Source organism: Arthrobacter sp. C2, assembly GCA_024207135.1.
In the GTDB taxonomy this organism is placed as follows: Bacteria; Actinomycetota; Actinomycetes; order Actinomycetales; family Micrococcaceae; genus Paeniglutamicibacter.
On sequence record CP042428.1, the window covers coordinates 2,534,227 to 2,551,237 of the forward strand.

The window sequence follows — 17,011 nt, forward strand, 5'->3', positions numbered from 1 at the left end:
GTCGCGGGAGCTGCCTGGCTCGTTGAAGGTGCTTGTGATGCCCATCTCGTGCGCTGGATTACAACCTTAGGAAGCTTCCGAACCCCGCCGCCACATTTTCCCGTCCAATGGGAAAGTTCCCTCGGCCGCGACAGGCAGGGCGCATTCCCTGCGGCCTTGCTGCGTGCCGCTACTTGCCCCGGGGAAGCCAGCTGCGCGACCCGTAGGGACGCTGTTCGGCACCCATGGAGCGCGAGAGCGAACGCCCGGCGGCCACCAGCACCGGGATGATCAGGTTGGGGTCTTCCTCGAGAAGCGGGGTGACCACGGTGATCGCCCCGATGATCTCGTTGCCCATGCCGAACACCGGCACGGAGTAGGCGGCGTTCTCCTTGACCAGGACTCCGGCCAGCCGGGAAAAGCCTCGTTCGCGGATCTGTGCCAGGTGCGCCCGGACGCGGCCCGGGTTGGTCTCCGTGTGCGGGGTCGACTGCGCCAACGTGCCGGCCAGGAGCTCGTCCTGGATCCGGTGCGGCGCATGCGCCACCATGCACAACCCGGCGGAGGTCGAGTGCATGTCCAACCGCCCCGCGACCTCGGCAAGGTTGACCGCGGCACCCAGCTTGTCCAGGCGCTCCAGGTAGAGCACCGTGAAGTCCTCGAAGCTGGGGATGGACAGCGAGACGTGTTGCCGAACCGCCTCATGGATGCCCTCGAGCACCGGCAGGCCGCGGCGGCGGAATTCCTCCACCGGGTTGGAACGGGCGGCCAGCTCCCACATTTTCACCCCGATGCCGAAGCGGCCCTCTTCGTCGCGGTCCAGGAAGCCGGCAGCCAGCAACTCGCCGGCCAGCCGGTGGGTGGTGCTGGTGGGCAGATCGGTGGCGCGGGAGAGCTCGCTCATCGTCAATGCCGGGGTGGAGCGCTCAAAGGCACTGAGCAGCTTCACGATCCGGTCGACGACCGATTCCCCGGAACGGGAATTCGCCATGATCCCTCCATTTCCCTCGTGACCACCAAAGACCAGTCTACAAACGTGCAGCCGTTACGGTTTCGCCGAGGCCAGCAGGCCCGCAAGCCGCTCGCGCATCCTCTCCCGCCGCGGCGAACGGCCGGTGACCAGCTCGAAGGTGTCGGCGGCCTGCTCGACGAGCATGGCGGTGCCGTGAACCACCGGTGAGCCAAGGTCCGCCGCCGCGGCGAGAAGACCGGTCACCACAGGCCGGTAGATGACATCGGCCACCCACTGCGATCCGGTCAGCCACGAGAGGTCAAACGGGGTCCCGGGGATGTGCTCCATCCCGATCGGGGTTGCGTTCACGACCCCTTGCGCCTCGCCCACCCAGGCCTCGGCCATGTCGGTGCCCGCGATCTCGACGGTCGCGGCGCTGCCCTCGGGCAAGCTTCGCACCAGCAGCCGGTGCAGCTGCTCCCGCCGCCCATGGTCGGTGTCGATGATCCGCAGCCGGCCCACGCCGTAATCCAGCAGCGCGGCGGCGACGGCCGAGCCCGCCCCGCCGGCCCCGAAGAGCACCACCGTTTGGCGTGCGGTGCTCTCGGGCAGGCTGCGGCGCAGCCCGGCCAGGAACCCCGTCCTGTCGGTGTTGTGGCCCACCAACCGGCCGTTCTCGATCACCACGGTGTTGACCGCGCCCAGGGCTGCGGCGTCCGGGGCGACGGCGTCCAGGAACGGGATGATCGCCTGCTTGTGCGGGTGGGTGATGTTGAAACCGGTGAACCCGTCGGCGATGGCGGTTGCCAGCACCCGGCCGAGGTCAGGCTCCGGGATCCCTGCCAGGTCGATGGCCTCGTAGCTGAAGCCGGCCAGGCCCAGCGCGGCGGCCTCCGCCTGGTGGATCTCCGGGGACAGCGAGGTTCCCAGATCGTTGCCGATCAGCCCGACGCGGTGCGTGCGGACGCTCACTTGTTCCCTAGCGCACTGCGTTCGGCGCGGGTCATGCCCAGCTGTGCGGTGGGGATCTTGTAGGTCTCCGGTCCTGTGGCGAAGGCAATCGCCGAGAGCACCGAGAATCCTGCGCACATGATGGCCACCGGCATCCAGTTGGAGGTGTCGCCGGCCGTCATCATGGTGCCGACGGCCGGGGTGAAGCCCGAGACCAGCAGGCCCAGCATCAGGCCGATGGCCATGCCGGAGTAGCGGACGGTGGCGGGGAACTGTTCCGGGAAGGATGCCATGTAGGAACCGTTCGGCGCGGCATACAGCCCGCCCATGAGGATGATCGAGGAAATGAAGATCAGTGCCACGTTGCCGGTGCCGATGGCGTTGAAAAAGACGAAGATCATGGCCCCGGCACCCAGGACGCCGCCGATGAAGACGGGTTTGCGCCCGATCTTGTCGGCCAGGTGTCCATAGAGCGGTTGGGTCAGCACTGCGGCGAAGTTTGCGGCGGCAATCGCGGCGAGCATGGTGGTGCGTTCGATGCCGTTGTGCTCCACGGCGAAGGCCAGGGCGAAGACGTTGACGATGGTGTTGATCATCGCGAAGGTCGAGGAGAACATGACCCGGACAACGGCGGTCCAATGGTTCTTGAAGAGCTCGACGAAGGGGATCTTGGCAACTTCGTGGGCTTCCTTGGCCTCCTCGAAGACCTCCGGCTCTTCAAGGTGGCGGCGGATCCAGAACGCGAAGAAGGTCAGGAAGATGCTGATCCAGAACGGGATGCGCCAGCCCCAGCTCCACAGCTGCTCGTCGGGCATCGAGGCGACCGGGATGAAGACCAGGGTTGCCAGCACGATGCCGAACATGATCCCGCTCATGGTGAAGCTGGCGAAGAACGACCGGCGGTCGTCCGGCGCGTGCTCCATGGACAGGGACGCGGCGCCCGGGGACTCGCCGCCGGCGGACAGGCCCTGGAAGAGGCGCAGGAGCACCAACAGGATCGGGGCGAAGATGCCGATCTGGTTGTAGCTTGGCAGGCAACCGATCAGGAAGGTGGACACGCCCATGAGCACCAGCACCGCCATCAGCGTGTTTTTCCGGCCGAACTTGTCGCCCAGGTGACCCCAGATGACCGCTCCCAGCGGGCGGGCGACGTACGCGACGCCAAGGGTGGAAATGGAAAGCAGGACCGCGTTCGCTCCATCCGCCGGGAAGAAGACGTGGGAGAAAACCAGGGCGGCGGCGGAGCCGTAGATGAAGAAGTCGTAGTACTCAAGTGTGCTGCCCAGGAATCCTGAGAGCGCTGCGCGTCGAGCCTGCGGCCCGGCCTTGGGCCGGGCAACTCGGGCGGTGGGGGTCGTGGTGTTCATGATGATCCTTTCTCTCCCCCGATGGAGGAACTTCATCAAGTGTGACCCCACGCACTTATTATGTCCACGACCTAATTACACATAGACAATGTGTGAAAACTACACAATCATTTCCGGTGATGGGAGCACCTTCTCGCTCAGTTCAAGGAAGGCCTCGCGGGCCAGGGACCCCGGTCTGGTCGACCAGGCCAGCCCGTGGTTCATGTAGCGGGGGACGCCGCTCAGCGGAACGTACACGGCTCCGGGCGGCACGAAGGCGGCGATGCCCTCGGGCAGCAGGGCGACGCCGATGCCGGCAGCCACCAGCATCATGATCATGTAGGGATCACTGACCTCCTGGGCCACCTGCGGATAGAATCCGGCATCGGCGCAGGCCCTGATGGTGGATTCGTGCAGGGCCGAACCCGCAGCCAATGGCGGCGTGATGAATTGGTCGTCCGCAAGGTCGGTCAGGTCCACGGCGGCCCCCGAAACCAGCGGATGGTCGGTTGGGAGCACCACCCCGAAGGCCTCCTGGGCCAGCAACCTGGAATTGATCCGGGTCGAGTCCACCGGCAGCCCGACAAAGGCAAGATCAAGGGCCCCTGAATCCAGTTGGTGCACTGCATCCTGGGTCATCACCCGCCCCACCAGGGTGAGTTCGATGTCCGGGTACGTCTTGCGCAGGGCGCGGGTCAGGGGCGGCAGGGAGAGGTGGTTGAGCACCCCGGTGAACCCGAGGGCCAGGCTTCCGTATACCCGTCCCTCGGGCACCTTGACGGCCTGTGCCGCGATGCGCAATTGCTCAAGGACTTCGCGGGCATGCGGAAGCAATGCATGCCCTGCAGTGGTCAGCTCCACGGAGCGGGTACTGCGCACAAAGAGCTCGGCACCCAATGAGCGCTCGAGCTTGCGAATAGTCTGGCTCAGGGGCGACTGGGCCATGCGAAGCCGCACTGCCGCGTTGCCAAAGTGCAATTCCTCGGCAACCGCGATAAAGGCTTCCAACCACCGAATTTCCATGTCGACCTCCGCGCGTTCCTACTTGGCCTTGAGCTTCTCCAGACTACCCGCAGCACGGTCGCCGCCAGCCGCGTGGCGTGCGGCGGCCCAGCCGAAGGCCATGCCGGCGCCCACCTGGACCCCGGCCCCGGGATATTCCGATCCCATGACCGAGGCGGCGTCGTTTCCGGCGGCGTAGAGCCCGGCGACCGGCTCGTCCTCCGCATTCAGCGCCTGCCCGTTTGCGTTGGTTTCGATGCCGAAGGAGGTGGCCAGCGGGGTCGGCACCACGGCCATCGCATAGAACGGGCCCTTGGCCACCGGGCCGATGTTCGGGTTCGGGCCGTGGGCGGGGTCCCCGGCCACCTGGCCGAAGAGCAGCTCGCCCTTGTGGAAGTCCTCGTCGACGCCCGTGGCGGCAAAGCCGTTGTAGCGCTGCACCGTGGCTTCAAGGCCCATGGCGTCCACGCCGATCTGCCGGGCCAAATCGCCCAGGGTTGGGGCCTCGTAGAGGTAACCGTCGTTGATGTAGCGCCGCAGGGCGGCACGGGGCAGGTGCGGCATGGTGATCATGCCCAGCCCGTACTTGGCCAGGGTGCGCGAGTCGACGACCAACCAGGCCGGCACGGCCTCGGCTTCCGGGGACTCGAACATGGCGCGCACGAAGCGATGGTAGGAGACGGACTCGTCCACGAAACGCGTGCCGGCGGCCCCCACGGCGATGACGCCGGGCTTGGCCCGGTCCCAGATGTGCGGGAAGACCACCTCGGAACCGTCCGCGCGTCGGCCGATGGAGCTGGGGAACCACAGCGCGTTTTCCCCGTCGTCCCGCCCCAGCACGGCGCCGGCCTTCTCGGCGAGCGCCAGGGTGTCGCCCGTGGCGCCTTCCCCGGCCCTCGAGTAGCGCGGGGTGGGCTTGGGCATGAGCTTTTCGCGCAGTGCCGGATTGTGGGAGAAGCCTCCCGCCGCCAGCACCACACCCTGGCGGGCGCGGATGCGCAGAGTCTTGCCGTTGTGCACGACCACGGCCCCGATGACGGTTCCGGCCTCGGTGATCAGCTCTGTGGTGTGGGCTCCAAAGAGGAATTGTGCACCGCGGTTCCGGGATTCGTGGAAAAGCCGGGCCACCAGCCCGTTGCCCATGACCAGCCGGGTGCCGCGAGGGCGGGTCAGCCGGTCGAGGGCCCATTGGAACCCGAGCTTGGCGGCCAGCATCACGGCTTTGCCGCGCTCGGCCAGCGAGCCGGTGTAGAGCTTGAGCAACGCGGCGACGTCGGGGCGGCGCAGCATCAGCGTCCCGCCCATGAGCGCAAACTCCGGCACCGGGGGGCGGACGCGGCGGAAGTCGGAGGCGCTCAGTTGACGTCCGTCGAACGGCTCTGGTTCCAGAGCGCGGCCGGTCTGTCCGGTTTCGGGCATTTCCGAGTGGTAGTCGACGACTGCCGGGGAGCGCAGGAACCTGACCCCGAGGTCGTGCATCTCGTCAAGCATCTTGGGTGCGGCGTCCAGGTAGGCCATGCGGCTCTCGCGCGGGGCTTTGTCCCCCACCACGGCATCGAGGTAGCGCACGGCGCGCGCGTGGTCGTCCAGGTTTCCGTCTTCGCGCTGGTAGCGGTTGTTGGGCACCCAGCAGGTGCCGGCTGAATAGGCCGTCGTTCCGCCGAGGTATTCGGTCTTTTCCAGCGCCAAAACCCTTGAGCCTTGCGCCGCGGCGGTCAACGTCGCCGAAAGGCCTGCCGCTCCGGTCCCAAGGACCAGGAGATCCACTTCCTGGTCCCACTTGCTGTCCGGATTCTGGTTCATGGTTCTCCTTCACGGCACAGGTGCTGTGCGTCACTGGCTTTTCCTCCCCTCATTATGAGATGTGAATCTATGTACTGTCCATGACAAATTCGATCATTGATTATGTGTTCAATCGATACAATTATCGTCGCAAGCCGAATCTCGGGCCGTGCCACCCCGAGCGGCCCCCGCCCTGGCACGGATACGACGAACCCGGATGGGCGCGCCCACGACCGCGGCCGACACCTGACGGTCCGCGGTGTCGGACAACACCGGATGCACCGTGCTGAACCTCAAAGCCGACGGCAGTGGCTCACTGCTCCGGAGTCCACCCTGGCGGTCGCGTAACAATCGCACTATTCATCCCCCTGGGGCAGTGCGTGGCTTGGCGATTGTTTCCTTGGATGAAGTCCCACGACCTCCCGCGTCGTCCTTCTCGAACCGCTGCCCCAAAGGGTGCAAACATTGGCAGCATGGCCGCCACCAGGGGGCCCGCACCCCCTGCACACCGAACAGTCGAAACGGCCACCGGTAACGGCAAACACGGTTCGAGACGACGACGAGGAGACACCATGGCTACCCCGACGCTCGCCCCCATCGTGCCGGATAAACGTGATGTCGCCGGATTTGCCACGGACTGGCGCAGCTGGCACCAACACCGCCTGCAGTCGCTGTCGGCGCCCTTCGGGTTCCTTGCAGTCACCGCCCTGCACTGGGTCACCGGCGAAGCCACGCGCTTCGAGGGCCTGCCGGGACAGTGGTGGGTCCACGACGACTGGCTCTATGTGGGCCTGGCCCAGGGCGAGACCCTGCTCTTCAACGGCGCCACGGTCACCGGCGTGCAAAGGCTTGGCAGCATCGCCGAACACGAAGGCTTTGACGTGGGCCACGGCGAAACCGTCATCGAAGCGGCCAAGCGTGGCGGCAGGTACATCCTGCGCCCCCGGCACCCGCAGAACCCGCTGCTGCAGGACTTCAAGGGCGTCCCGACCTATGCACCGGATGCGCGGTGGCGCGTGCGCGGTACCTTCCGCCGTTTCGCCGAACCCCGCCCGACGCGGGTTGGCGCGGCGGTCGAGGGCATCGAGCATGTCTATCAGGCTCCCGGCGAAGTCGTCTTCGAACTCGACGGCACCACCCACGTCCTCACCGCCTTCAACGGGCACGCGGACGGATCGCTGAACGTGTTGTTCACCGATGCCACCTCGGGCAAGACCACCTATGCCGCCAACCGCTCGTTGCGTGTCGGGGCGCCGGGCCCCGACGGCAGCGTTGTCCTGGACTTCAACCGGGCGGTGAACCTGCCCTGCGCGTTCACCGACCTGGCCACCTGCCCGCTGCCGCCGGCGGAGAATCGATTGAAGGTCGCCATTGAGGCCGGGGAAAAGATCCCCTACGAGCGATTCGCCACGTAACCAGGCATTCGGTCCTGCCCGACCGACGGCCCTGCGGTTACCCGGCCGGACGAATCCTGCCGGCCACGGATTCCAGGCGCTGCTCGCGCACCGCGAGTTCCAACCCCTGCTGCAGCGCTGCCGAAACCTTCTCGGTCATGCGCCCGTACCCCAGGATCCCCATGGCCTCGCGTTTGAGCTCCTCGACGCCGGATTCCCCGGTGAGAGATGCCAGCGCACACATGAGGTTGGAGATCTCCCGGGGGCTGATCTCCTCGATGCCCGGTACGTGCGCCGCGAATCCGGTCCGGTAATCGATCCACCGGGCTGGTTCCTGCTTGGCCGGCCAGATGAACCCGTCGGCATCAATGGTGTGGGATTTTTTGTCCAGTGCCGCCAGCATCGATTTTTCCCGGGCCGCGGACACCCTGCCCAGGCCGTAGGCGTTGATGGCCAGCCTGGCCAGCCGCCGTTGCTGGATCGGTCCTTCCGCTTCCACGATCTCGGCCAGCAGTGCGGCGGCCTTCCGCTTGCCCGCGGCCCTCTTCAACTCGTCGAGTTCATCGACGGTTCCCGCCAGGCGGGCAGCCCACGGCGTGAACGGTACGGCCTTTCCCGGATAACCGCGCGGCTGCACCTCGGTTTCCGCCTCAAGAGCGTCCTTTGCCACCGAGGCCGCGGTTTCGGTTTTTCGCTTGTTCGGGGAAACCTTGCGTGGCGCCGTTTCCCTGGCCGCCCGGACCTTGGAAGCCTTTGCCAGTTCGGCATCGATGGAGGCGAGGACCGATTCGGAATCCTGGAGCCAGGCCGGCAACCAGATCCGCACCACGGATTCCCAGCCCAACAGGTTCCGCAGGATCTCCTGCGGCAAGCCGTCGCGGTCCCCCACGGTCTTGCGCGCGGCCCAGGGTTCGCCATCGAGCAGGATCGCCATCAATGGCTCGTCAGGGCGCTCGGGCAGCGCCACCGTCGCATCGATCCTGAAGTCCGAAAGCCCGAGGTTCGTTTCCACCCGGTGCCCGCGTGCCCGCAGGGCGGCTGCCACCTGCTCGCGGTGCCGGTCGCGCGCGATCACGGCCAGCGAGCCGTTGCCCAGGGCGTGGGTGCCCTCGGCTGCCAGGTCCAGGTAGGCGCGCAGGTGCTTGATGCCCAGCGCCGAGGAATCCTCGGCGCGCAGGTCGGCTGGGTCGAAGCTGGTGAACACCATGACCTGGCGCCGGGCGCGGGTCACCGCAACGTTCAAGCGGCGTTCCCCGCCGATGTTGTTCAGCGGGCCGAAGTTCAACGGCAGCCGTCCGCGCTCGTTGGCGCTGAAGGCGGTGGAAAACAGGATCACGTCCCGCTCGTCGCCCTGGACGTTTTCCAGGTTCTTCACGAACAGGCCTTCCTCCTGTGCATCCAACGCGGCACCCAGGCGTTCGTCCGCATGGTCGCGCAGCAGGGACTCGACCAGGTCGCGCTGCGGGGCGTTGAACGTGACCACGCCGATGGAGGGGACCGCTTCCGGTGAGGCATCAAAGCGCGCCTTGATCTCCGCGACGATGTGCCCGGCCTCCACCGGGTTGGTGCGCAGGATGCCGGCGGCACCCGTGCGGTGGAAGGTGCCCTGGACCCGGCGAAGGGAAATGCCGTAACCGTCCGGACCCGTGCGTGCGGCCCCGTTGCGCGGGGAGGGGAAGGAGGAGAGCTTGCCGGCGTAGTAATGCTTGTTGCTGAAGGCGATCAGGGACTCGTCCTGGCTGCGGTAGTGCCAGGACAGCCAGCGGCGGTCCACCCGGGCCATGACCGCCTCGGAGAGGATCGATTCCTCGTCGGCGACCAGCAGCTCGGATTCCTCATCGTCCTGCGGGTCGATGGACACCTCGGCAAAGGAATTGGGCGGCATCTGCTTGGAGTCCCCCACAATGACCGCCGACTTGGCCCGGCCCAGGGTGCCGATGGCGTCGGCGACGCGGATCTGCGAGGCCTCGTCGAAGACCACGATGTCGAATTCCCCGGCCCGCGGCGGGAAGAACCGGGCGGCGGAGTCGGGGCTGACCAGTACGCAGGGCAGGATACTGGTGACCAGGTCCCCGTAGGAATCCATGAGCCTGCGCACGCTCAGCCCTCCGCGGCGGCGCTCGAGCTGCCGCGCCAGCTCCCCCATGCGGCTCTCGGCCCTCTTCAGTTTTTCCGCACGTTGCCGGCTGATCGCCTCGGGCAGGGACTTGCCCACGTGCTTGCGCAAGGCCGTCGATGAGGAGGCGAACCGTTGGATGGCCCGCGCCTGGGCCTCGGAGTTGAAGGCATCGAATCCGTTGGCCGCAAGCCTTTCGGCCAGGGCGGATTCGGCGGTGCCGCGCACGAATCCGCGCAGCGCATCACCTGCAGGGAAGACCCCGGTGGCCAGTTGTTCCCAGGCAGCTTCGAGCCCGTGGGTCTTGAGCGGCTCGAGGTTTTCGATGAAGGCGTTCCAGCGTTCCAGGTCGCGTTGGGCCTGGGACCCGGTGCCGCGCTGTGCGGAGCTGCGGCCGAACCTGCCCAGGAATCCCGGTGCGTCGCTCCAGGCCGACGGCGTGTGGGTTTCGCGTGGAACCGCGTCGCGCAATGCTTCCCAGGCCGCTGCAACCTTGCGCAGTTCCCCGGCGAGCGCGGCAGGGAACGGAGCAGTCCGGCCCAGCAGCTCGCGCAGCAAGGTCATATACCGGTCATCCGCACCCGTGGCCCCGGCTTCGGAGAGCAGCCCGGCCAGGTGCACCAGTTTCTCGCGCTGCCCGGCCACCGAGGCGATGTCGCCGTCGACAAAGGGATTCCAGTGCGCGTTCGGCTCCAGGCCCGGCAGTTCCCCGAGGCCTTGCACGAGTCTTGCGCACCGGGCCCGGGCCTCGATCAACGACTCGATGATGGGCACAATGTTCTTGGCGTCGTCGTTGGTGCCCTTCCACTGCGGGCCGAAGTGTTCGGCGATGACCCGCAGCCGCCGCTTGTTTCGGCCAATGCCCAGGAAGCCGAATTTGTTGGCCTCAGTGGCCGCCGCGTGTGCCGGGGCAAGGTCGTTTTCCAGCACCGCGGGTGCGACAAGGTTCGGCAGCCAATCCATGGTTTTCGCCAGTTGGGTGGCTTCGGCCAGCAGCGCGGTGGAGCGTTCCTGCCAAGTGGAGGTGGCGGCGGCATCGAGCACCGGCAGCGGGACTGCGGCGGTGAGCAGGTCGGCCAGGTGCACCAGGTGTTCCGGTGCCGCGGCGCCATCGACCAGGGCGGCAACGGCGTCGTCGTTTCGTGTGCTGGTCGCCTGGGACATTGCGAGTTCCAGGGTTGCCGCGGATCCCAGCAGGGCGGCTTGTTGGTCGTCGGTGAGTGGGCCGCCCATGAATCCCCAGGGGTGCTCGAGCCGCGGGTTGGCCGGCTGGGCGGTGTCGGGAAGCTGGAGCAATGCCTCGCGCACCGCCGCAACCTCGGCTTCGCCGGCCTGCGCGGCAAAGGCCTCGGGGATCGGCAGGGCGGCGATGTCGGGGTCCATGGACAGCGCCGCGTTGTATGCCCCGTAGGCGGAGTAGCCGGCCGGATTCGCTTCGTGCAGGCCATGGGCGTAGCCGGCCAGGCGGCGGACCGAGGTTTCCAGGTCTCCGGTGGCCAGTTTCATCCCCGCGGTGTCGGCGAAGACCAGGTGGTCGAGGGATGCCTTGATCTGTGCGCGCACCGCGTTCGGGGAGGATCCCTTGTCATGCAGGTCCAGGGCGAACTCCCCCAGCCCCACCTCGTTCAGGCGCTTGGCCACCACCTCGAGCGCGGCACGCTTCTCCGCCACGAAGAGCACCCGCTGCCCGTTGGCCATGGCGTGGGCCAGCAGGTTGGTGATGGTCTGGGACTTCCCGGTGCCCGGAGGTCCCTCGAGCACGAAGGTGCGCCCGGCCCGGGCGGCGGCGACGGCCTCGAGCTGGGAGGCGTCGGCTGGGACCGGGAGTTGGGCGGCCAGCCGGTCAAGGTCAACGACCGGTTCGGCCTCGGTGCTTGCCGGGTCGATGAATTCGCTGGTCGGGGTCTGCACCAGGTGGCGCACCAGCGGGGCGTCCATGAAGGTTTCCCAGTTCTCGTCCAGGTCGCGCCACATGCGGAACTTCGCGAATTGCAGGATCGCCAGGTCCACGCTCCCCTCCACGTGGAAGGGAAGCTCGGCCGCCACCAGCGCCTCGCGCAGCGCGGTGAGGGCGGCGGCCAGGTCGATGCCCGATTCGTCGCGCACCGGGTCCTCGAACCCGGGGATGCGCAGGCCGAACTGCTCGTGCAGCTTCTCGCTCAGGCAGTAGTTCGGGGTGGAGGAGCCGGTCTCGTCGATTTCGATGCGATAGTGCTTTCCGCGTCCGGCCGGCAACAGGCGCACCGGGACCAGGAACAAGGGCGAGCGCAGCGCCCGCCCGTCCATCGACCAGTTCAGCGACCCCACGGCCAGGTATAGGTTGTTGGCGCCGTTTTCCTCGACGATCCGCTTGGCGTCGCCGGCCATCCGGCGAAGCCGGGTCAGGTAGCGGTCCGCCTCCAGCCGGGTGTAGACCTTCCCGCGGTTCAGCAGCAGCTCGATGCGCCGCTCGATCGGAAGCGACGGGCCGGAGGTGTATCGCTGGGCATCCAGGGCGGAAATCTCGTCGGCGGGCAGCAGTTCGATGGCCCGCCCGTTGTTGACCAGGTCCTCGAAGCCGTCCACCACGGATTCCGGAACGGCCAGCGGGAAACGCGCGCGTTCGGTGAAGTTCAGCAGGCGGTTGCGCAGGGACAGATCCAGCAGCCCGTTTTTCCAGGCGGTGATGCGCGGTGGCGCAGGCTTGCCCGCGGAGACCGGTGCCGAGCGTTGTCGCTCGGACTTTTCCTTGAAGAAGCGTGCCAGGGTGTCCGAGGCCGCTGCCTTGTACTCGATGACGACAGGCCGGCCGCTCTCCGAAAGCCCGCGGGCCGGCAGAGGGGTGATCCCGCTGCGCCTCGAGGCGCGGATGTCGATGGCGAAGACCAGGTGTTCGGCGGCAGTTGCACCTTGGGCGTAGTCACGCATGGTTGCGGCGGAGGACTCGGCGAGGGAGGTACGCCGGTCCGTGGTGATGGCGGTGCTCTCCACGATGCGAAGGTGGCCGGCCGCCACCAGGTTTGCCAGTGCCCCGGCGCCCTCGGCATCGAGGCTGCTGCTGGGCAATGCCCCCTCCGGGGTCCGCCAATAGGCCAGGAATGCATGGTCCTTGGCCAGCCAGACCACCGAGTTGATGCCCACGGCTTCCAGCAGCGCGGAGAACAGCAGCGTGGTTTCCAGGGAGGAGCCAACACGCTCGGTGAGGACCTCCTGGGCGCTGCGGAGGTATTGCCCGCCCAGATCGGCCAGGTCCCAGTTCGCCGGCGGGGCCCCGAAGCGGATGCCGCGGGTGCCGAGCACCTCGAAGATCGACTCGACCGACGCATCCACCCGTTCGGATCCGCCGAGTCCGGAGTCGGGGTTCGAGGTGCCGGTGCGGGCACGGAAAATGTCGCCGGCCTCGGACAGCAGCTCGGTGAGCAACGGGTGCTGCGGTTGCACGAACGCCGCCAGCAGTTCGGCGTTGGCCTGGGTTCCGGCACCGGTCCAATGGCTCGCCGGCAGCAACTCGATGGAACCGGATTGCTCGGCAACCAGCTTCCCGTTCTCCGCCACCCGCACGATCAACGTGCCCGGGCGCCTCGAATCGATCAGGGCAAAGGCAGCCGGATCCAGCACCACATCCAGGTCGTGCAGGGTGCTCACCCCGGCAGGAAGTTCCAGGCGGCGATCGGCCACGGCGGAGATCGGCAGGTTCCCGCTCATCACCACGGCGGTCACCAGAACCGAACGTGGTTGGCCGGCGCGATTCTCCAGCACCACCCGCTCGAGGATGCGCGTGTGCGTGTGTGCCGTGGCGTAGTTGACCGACTTGCCGTGTGCGATGTCGACCGAAATGGAGCCGCGGCTTGGTCCCCGGACCGAAGCCGGCGGATGGTCGCCCACGGCCGAGGAATGGAGCAGTTCCGCCACTTGCTCGGCCTCGTGGTCGAGATCCAGCCCGGCCAGGAAATCCTTGCAGGTTTCCAGGGCGCGCTGCATGTCGATCGCTGTGAAGGCGGTGCCATTCGCCCAGCCTTGGTGGATTTCCTGCAGCCGGCGCGCTTGCTGGCTCTGCTTTTCGGAGAGCCCGTGGTCTTCAGGTGCGGAGCATAGTTCGCGCAGTTGCGCGGCAAGGTCAACGATGCCCGTGGACGCACCGGGATTGCCCAGGACGTGGTCGAGTTGTCCCGCCAATCCCGTCCAGCCGGCGGCCGCGGTTCGGGCCGCGCGCTTCTGGTCCGTGAACACCGCGAGGGCACCGGAGACGATTTCCAGTGCATTTCCCATATAGTCACTGTGAATCGTCAAGTGTGCCGTCCTTTGTTTCCCCGCGGGCTCGACATTTGCCGTGCCCACCCATTCGTTCCTTAGAACTTATCCCACGCAGGTAAGGAAATTCATGGGTCCCATCGTGGGCGCTACGTTATGCCTCTTCGAAGAGAAGCCGCCTGCGGAAGATGCTCATCTTCCGCAGGCGGCTTCGTCGGGTCTTGTTAGGATGTTGTCAGTTGAAGCACCGCGGCATCGCTGACGGCGCATGGACGACCGCGACTTCCACCGATGTGAGTGGAATCGGCCAGACGGTACCCCGAACGCGAATCAAATGCGATGTTGCTGCTCGGGGATGCGGCCTTTTCAGGGCACGCGGTCAGAAACTCTTGCTGTGGCAATCAGCTTTCAATCGCCCTCACCATTAACTTGTCGCGGAATTCCCAAGGGATTCGATTCCCGCAAATGGGTTGGCAAGAGGTGCTCCGGGAATCCTTGGAAAGCCAGAGGGCGGAGGAAACGATCCATAGCCGCCGTGCCTACAGAGGTGCTTTGCACCGCGGTGCTTGCTGGGTAGGGGCCACCGTGCTGCTGTGCGTAAGTGACAGAAACACCCGTTGGCCACTGATTCCAGAGGACTCGTCCAGCCTTATGTGAGAGCACTTGCAAGAGGGATCCCACTTCACATGAATCAGTGCCATGGATCGAAGCCGTTAGTTGACCTTCATATAGCCTTGCCACTTCGCTGAGCTCCGAAGAGTCTTCATACGTAATGACCAGTGCTGCCGGACCGAAACACTCTGCAAGCAACGACTCTGGGTCCCTGCGAATTTGCTCCAAGGTGGTGTGAAAGAGTATCGGCCGGGCATCGCCACTCGTTCGTGAATTGGATTCGTTCAGCACTTGTACCCCGGCGTGGCCCTCGAGCTTCTCTTTGGCATCGGAGAATGCAGCCAAAATTCCTTCATTGAGCAGGGGCGCTTCCGATGGAAGTTCCATATTGCGAAGCTCATCAAGAATTACGCTCTCGCTCGGTATAAACAGAGTTCCTGGCTTTGTACAAAGCTGCCCCGCACTCTGAGTAAAGGAGGTCACGAACTCACGGGCGATGGATCCGCCACGCTCCTCTGCTGCTGCCGGAGTAACGAATACGGGGTTGTTGCTGCCCATTTCACCATAGAAGGGGATTGGTTCTGCACGTCCCGAGGCAATGTCGAACAACGTTCGCCCACCTGGAATTCCCCCGGTAAACGCGCCAGCTTTGATGCGAGAATCCGCCAGCGCTTCAGCGCCATTTCGGGTTCCGAAAATTATGTCAAAGGTTCCGTCCGGCGCTCCGGCATCCACGAGTGCGGTTAGAACCACATCCGCGGTCTTGCGGGATAACGCCGGGTGTCCGCGGTGAACCTTGAGCACTACGGGGCAACCAGCGGCCAGTGCAGATGCAGTGTCACCGCCGGCGACAGAGAACGCAAAAGGGAAGTTGCTGGCGGCAAACACGAGAACTGGGCCAAGAGGCTGCATAGTTCGGCGTAAATCGGGACGAGGAGCACCCATGGGCCACTCGTCGTCCTTATGGTCAATTCGCGCATCCAGGAATTCTCCTCCGAGAACCTGCTTGGCAAAGAGCCTCAACTGGAACGTTGTTCGTTTCAGTTCACCCCGGAGCCGGGGTTCCGCCAGGTGCGTTTCCGCCACTGCTAATCTGATGAGTTCGTCCGAGGCTTCGTCGAGCCGATCGGCGATGAGTTCCAATGCTTCAGAACGCTCGATCAGTGTGGTGCCGGCCCATGGCTCGAAGGAGGATTCCGCCTTTGCCAGAATGAGTTCCAGTGCGGCTGCCGATGTTTCATTTATGGTCTCAAGTGTGAGCGCCATGATTGCCTTTCTTAGGAGCTTCACCCAGGCCTCAGCCAAGGTTGCAGCAGAAATTAGTCGATTTCTTGATTTCGCTTTTCTTTGGCGAATGAAACTGCCACGACCGAAATGGCGCCACAGAGCATAACGAACAGGCCGACCGGGACGTAGCTGCCGGCAAACGCGGTCAGCAGTGCAGTTGCAATGAGCGGAGCGGGCCCACCGGCGATCGCTGCACCAAGCTGGTACCCCAAAGAAGCGCCCGTGTATCGGATATCCGGAGTGAAGCTCTCGGCAATGAGCGTTCCGATGAGCGATCCATAACTTGGCCAAATGATCGCGAAACCAATGAAGCAACCGATAGCCAAATGAATGAGCGATTTCTGGTTCAGAAGCCACAGGTAAGGCAGGATGAAGGCCATAACAGCGATGGAGCCACCAATGAATACCGGTTTGCGACCAATCTTGTCGGACAGCGCGCCAAACTTAACCATGGAGAAGACGCCGAGGATCGAGCAGATCAGAATTATCGCTAGTACGGGAGTCCGTTCGTAACCCAGTGAAATGGCGTATGAGACGGTGAACGTCGCGAAAATGAAAAACGTAGATGTCTCGACAATCTTGGCACCGGTTGCGATGAGGACCGATCGCCAGTGGTACTTGAGCGTTTCTACGATCGGAATACGCTTTTCGTTGCCGGCAAGTTTCATCTGACGGAAGGACGGGGTTTCATCGACTCGATGTCGGATCCACAAACCAACCAGAAGCAGAACAGCAGAAAGCAGGAACGGAATTCGCCATCCGTATGTGAGGAACGCTTCCTTGGGGAAAAGAGCGTCGGCGCCAAGCGTGGCAATGTTTCCCAAGGCCAGTCCCAGGAGCGCACCAGTTTGCGGAACTGCGCCGAAGAATCCTCGGCGTTCCTTCGGAGAATATTCGACGGCCAGCAACAGCCCCCCGCCCCATTCACCGCCCAACGCCAGACCCTGGATGAGGCGCAAGATTGTCAGGAGGATGGGGGCACCTACACCAATGGCTGCATAAGTAGGCATCAGACCGATAGCAACAGTGGCAACGCCCATCATAGTCAGGGTGACTAGCAGCGTTTTCTTCCGGCCGATTCGGTCACCGATGTGGCTAAACAATATGCCGCCAATGGGTCGTACGAAGAAGGCAAGAGCAAACGATGCAAGGGAGAGCATCTGGCTGGCGGTTGGATTATCCGAGGGGAAGAAGAGCGGACCGAAAACGAGGCCCGACATTGTGCCGTAGAGGAAATAGTCGTACCACTCGATGGTGCTTCCGACCGCGCTGCCCCAGAGAGCGCGCTTGCGGTCTTGATTGGTGACTTGGATGGTCACCGCAGATGTTTGGGCTGACATTTAGAACTCCTGTGTGAGTG

Annotated in this window: 9 protein-coding genes; 1 reads left to right on the plus strand and 8 read right to left on the minus strand. The window is 65.1% G+C overall.

Translation table 11 applies throughout. From position 1 onward, the window contains the following. Positions 1-169: 169 nt before the first annotated feature. The 5 genes from FPY90_RS11885 to FPY90_RS11905 all read right to left on the minus strand — a co-directional run bounded on the left by FPY90_RS11885 (position 170) and on the right by FPY90_RS11905 (position 6,033). Positions 170-970, minus strand: coding sequence for an IclR family transcriptional regulator (locus FPY90_RS11885; RefSeq protein ID WP_498681159.1), 801 nt, complete (start codon positions 968-970; stop codon positions 170-172). A 54-nt stretch (positions 971-1,024) separates the two neighbouring features. Further along, on the minus strand, positions 1,025-1,903 hold the full coding sequence (locus tag FPY90_RS11890; RefSeq protein WP_071214314.1) for a shikimate dehydrogenase: 879 nt from the start codon (positions 1,901-1,903) through the stop codon (positions 1,025-1,027). Continuing rightward, complete coding sequence (locus FPY90_RS11895) at positions 1,900-3,249, minus strand: MFS transporter (RefSeq protein ID WP_498681161.1); 1,350 nt, start codon at positions 3,247-3,249, stop codon at positions 1,900-1,902. Before FPY90_RS11895 ends, FPY90_RS11890 begins: the two co-directional genes overlap by 4 nt. Positions 3,250-3,348: 99 nt before the next feature. Beyond that, entirely contained in the window at positions 3,349-4,251 is a 903-nt protein-coding gene (locus tag FPY90_RS11900) for a LysR family transcriptional regulator (RefSeq protein WP_498681163.1), read from the minus strand. Between the two features lie 18 nt (positions 4,252-4,269). Then, complete coding sequence (locus FPY90_RS11905) at positions 4,270-6,033, minus strand: FAD-binding protein (RefSeq protein ID WP_498681165.1); 1,764 nt, start codon at positions 6,031-6,033, stop codon at positions 4,270-4,272. A gap of 551 nt (positions 6,034-6,584) precedes the next feature. Between FPY90_RS11905 and FPY90_RS11910 the strand changes: the two genes are divergently transcribed. Next, the gene (locus FPY90_RS11910) at positions 6,585-7,427 is read left to right on the plus strand and encodes a DUF1684 domain-containing protein (RefSeq protein WP_498681167.1); all 843 of its coding nucleotides are present in this window, start codon (positions 6,585-6,587) and stop codon (positions 7,425-7,427) included. Between the two features lie 37 nt (positions 7,428-7,464). Here the strand turns inward: FPY90_RS11910 and proA are convergent, their stop codons facing one another. The 3 genes from proA to FPY90_RS11925 all read right to left on the minus strand — a co-directional run bounded on the left by proA (position 7,465) and on the right by FPY90_RS11925 (position 16,991). Continuing rightward, complete coding sequence (gene proA / locus FPY90_RS11915; RefSeq protein ID WP_498681168.1) at positions 7,465-13,770, minus strand: anti-phage protein ProA; 6,306 nt, start codon at positions 13,768-13,770, stop codon at positions 7,465-7,467. Positions 13,771-14,160: 390 nt separating this feature from the next. Further along, entirely contained in the window at positions 14,161-15,630 is a 1,470-nt protein-coding gene (locus FPY90_RS11920) for an aldehyde dehydrogenase (NADP(+)) (protein WP_498681170.1), read from the minus strand. A gap of 53 nt (positions 15,631-15,683) precedes the next feature. Further along, positions 15,684-16,991, minus strand: coding sequence for an MFS transporter (locus tag FPY90_RS11925; protein WP_071214326.1), 1,308 nt, complete (start codon positions 16,989-16,991; stop codon positions 15,684-15,686). Between the last annotated feature and the right edge of the window lie 20 nt (positions 16,992-17,011).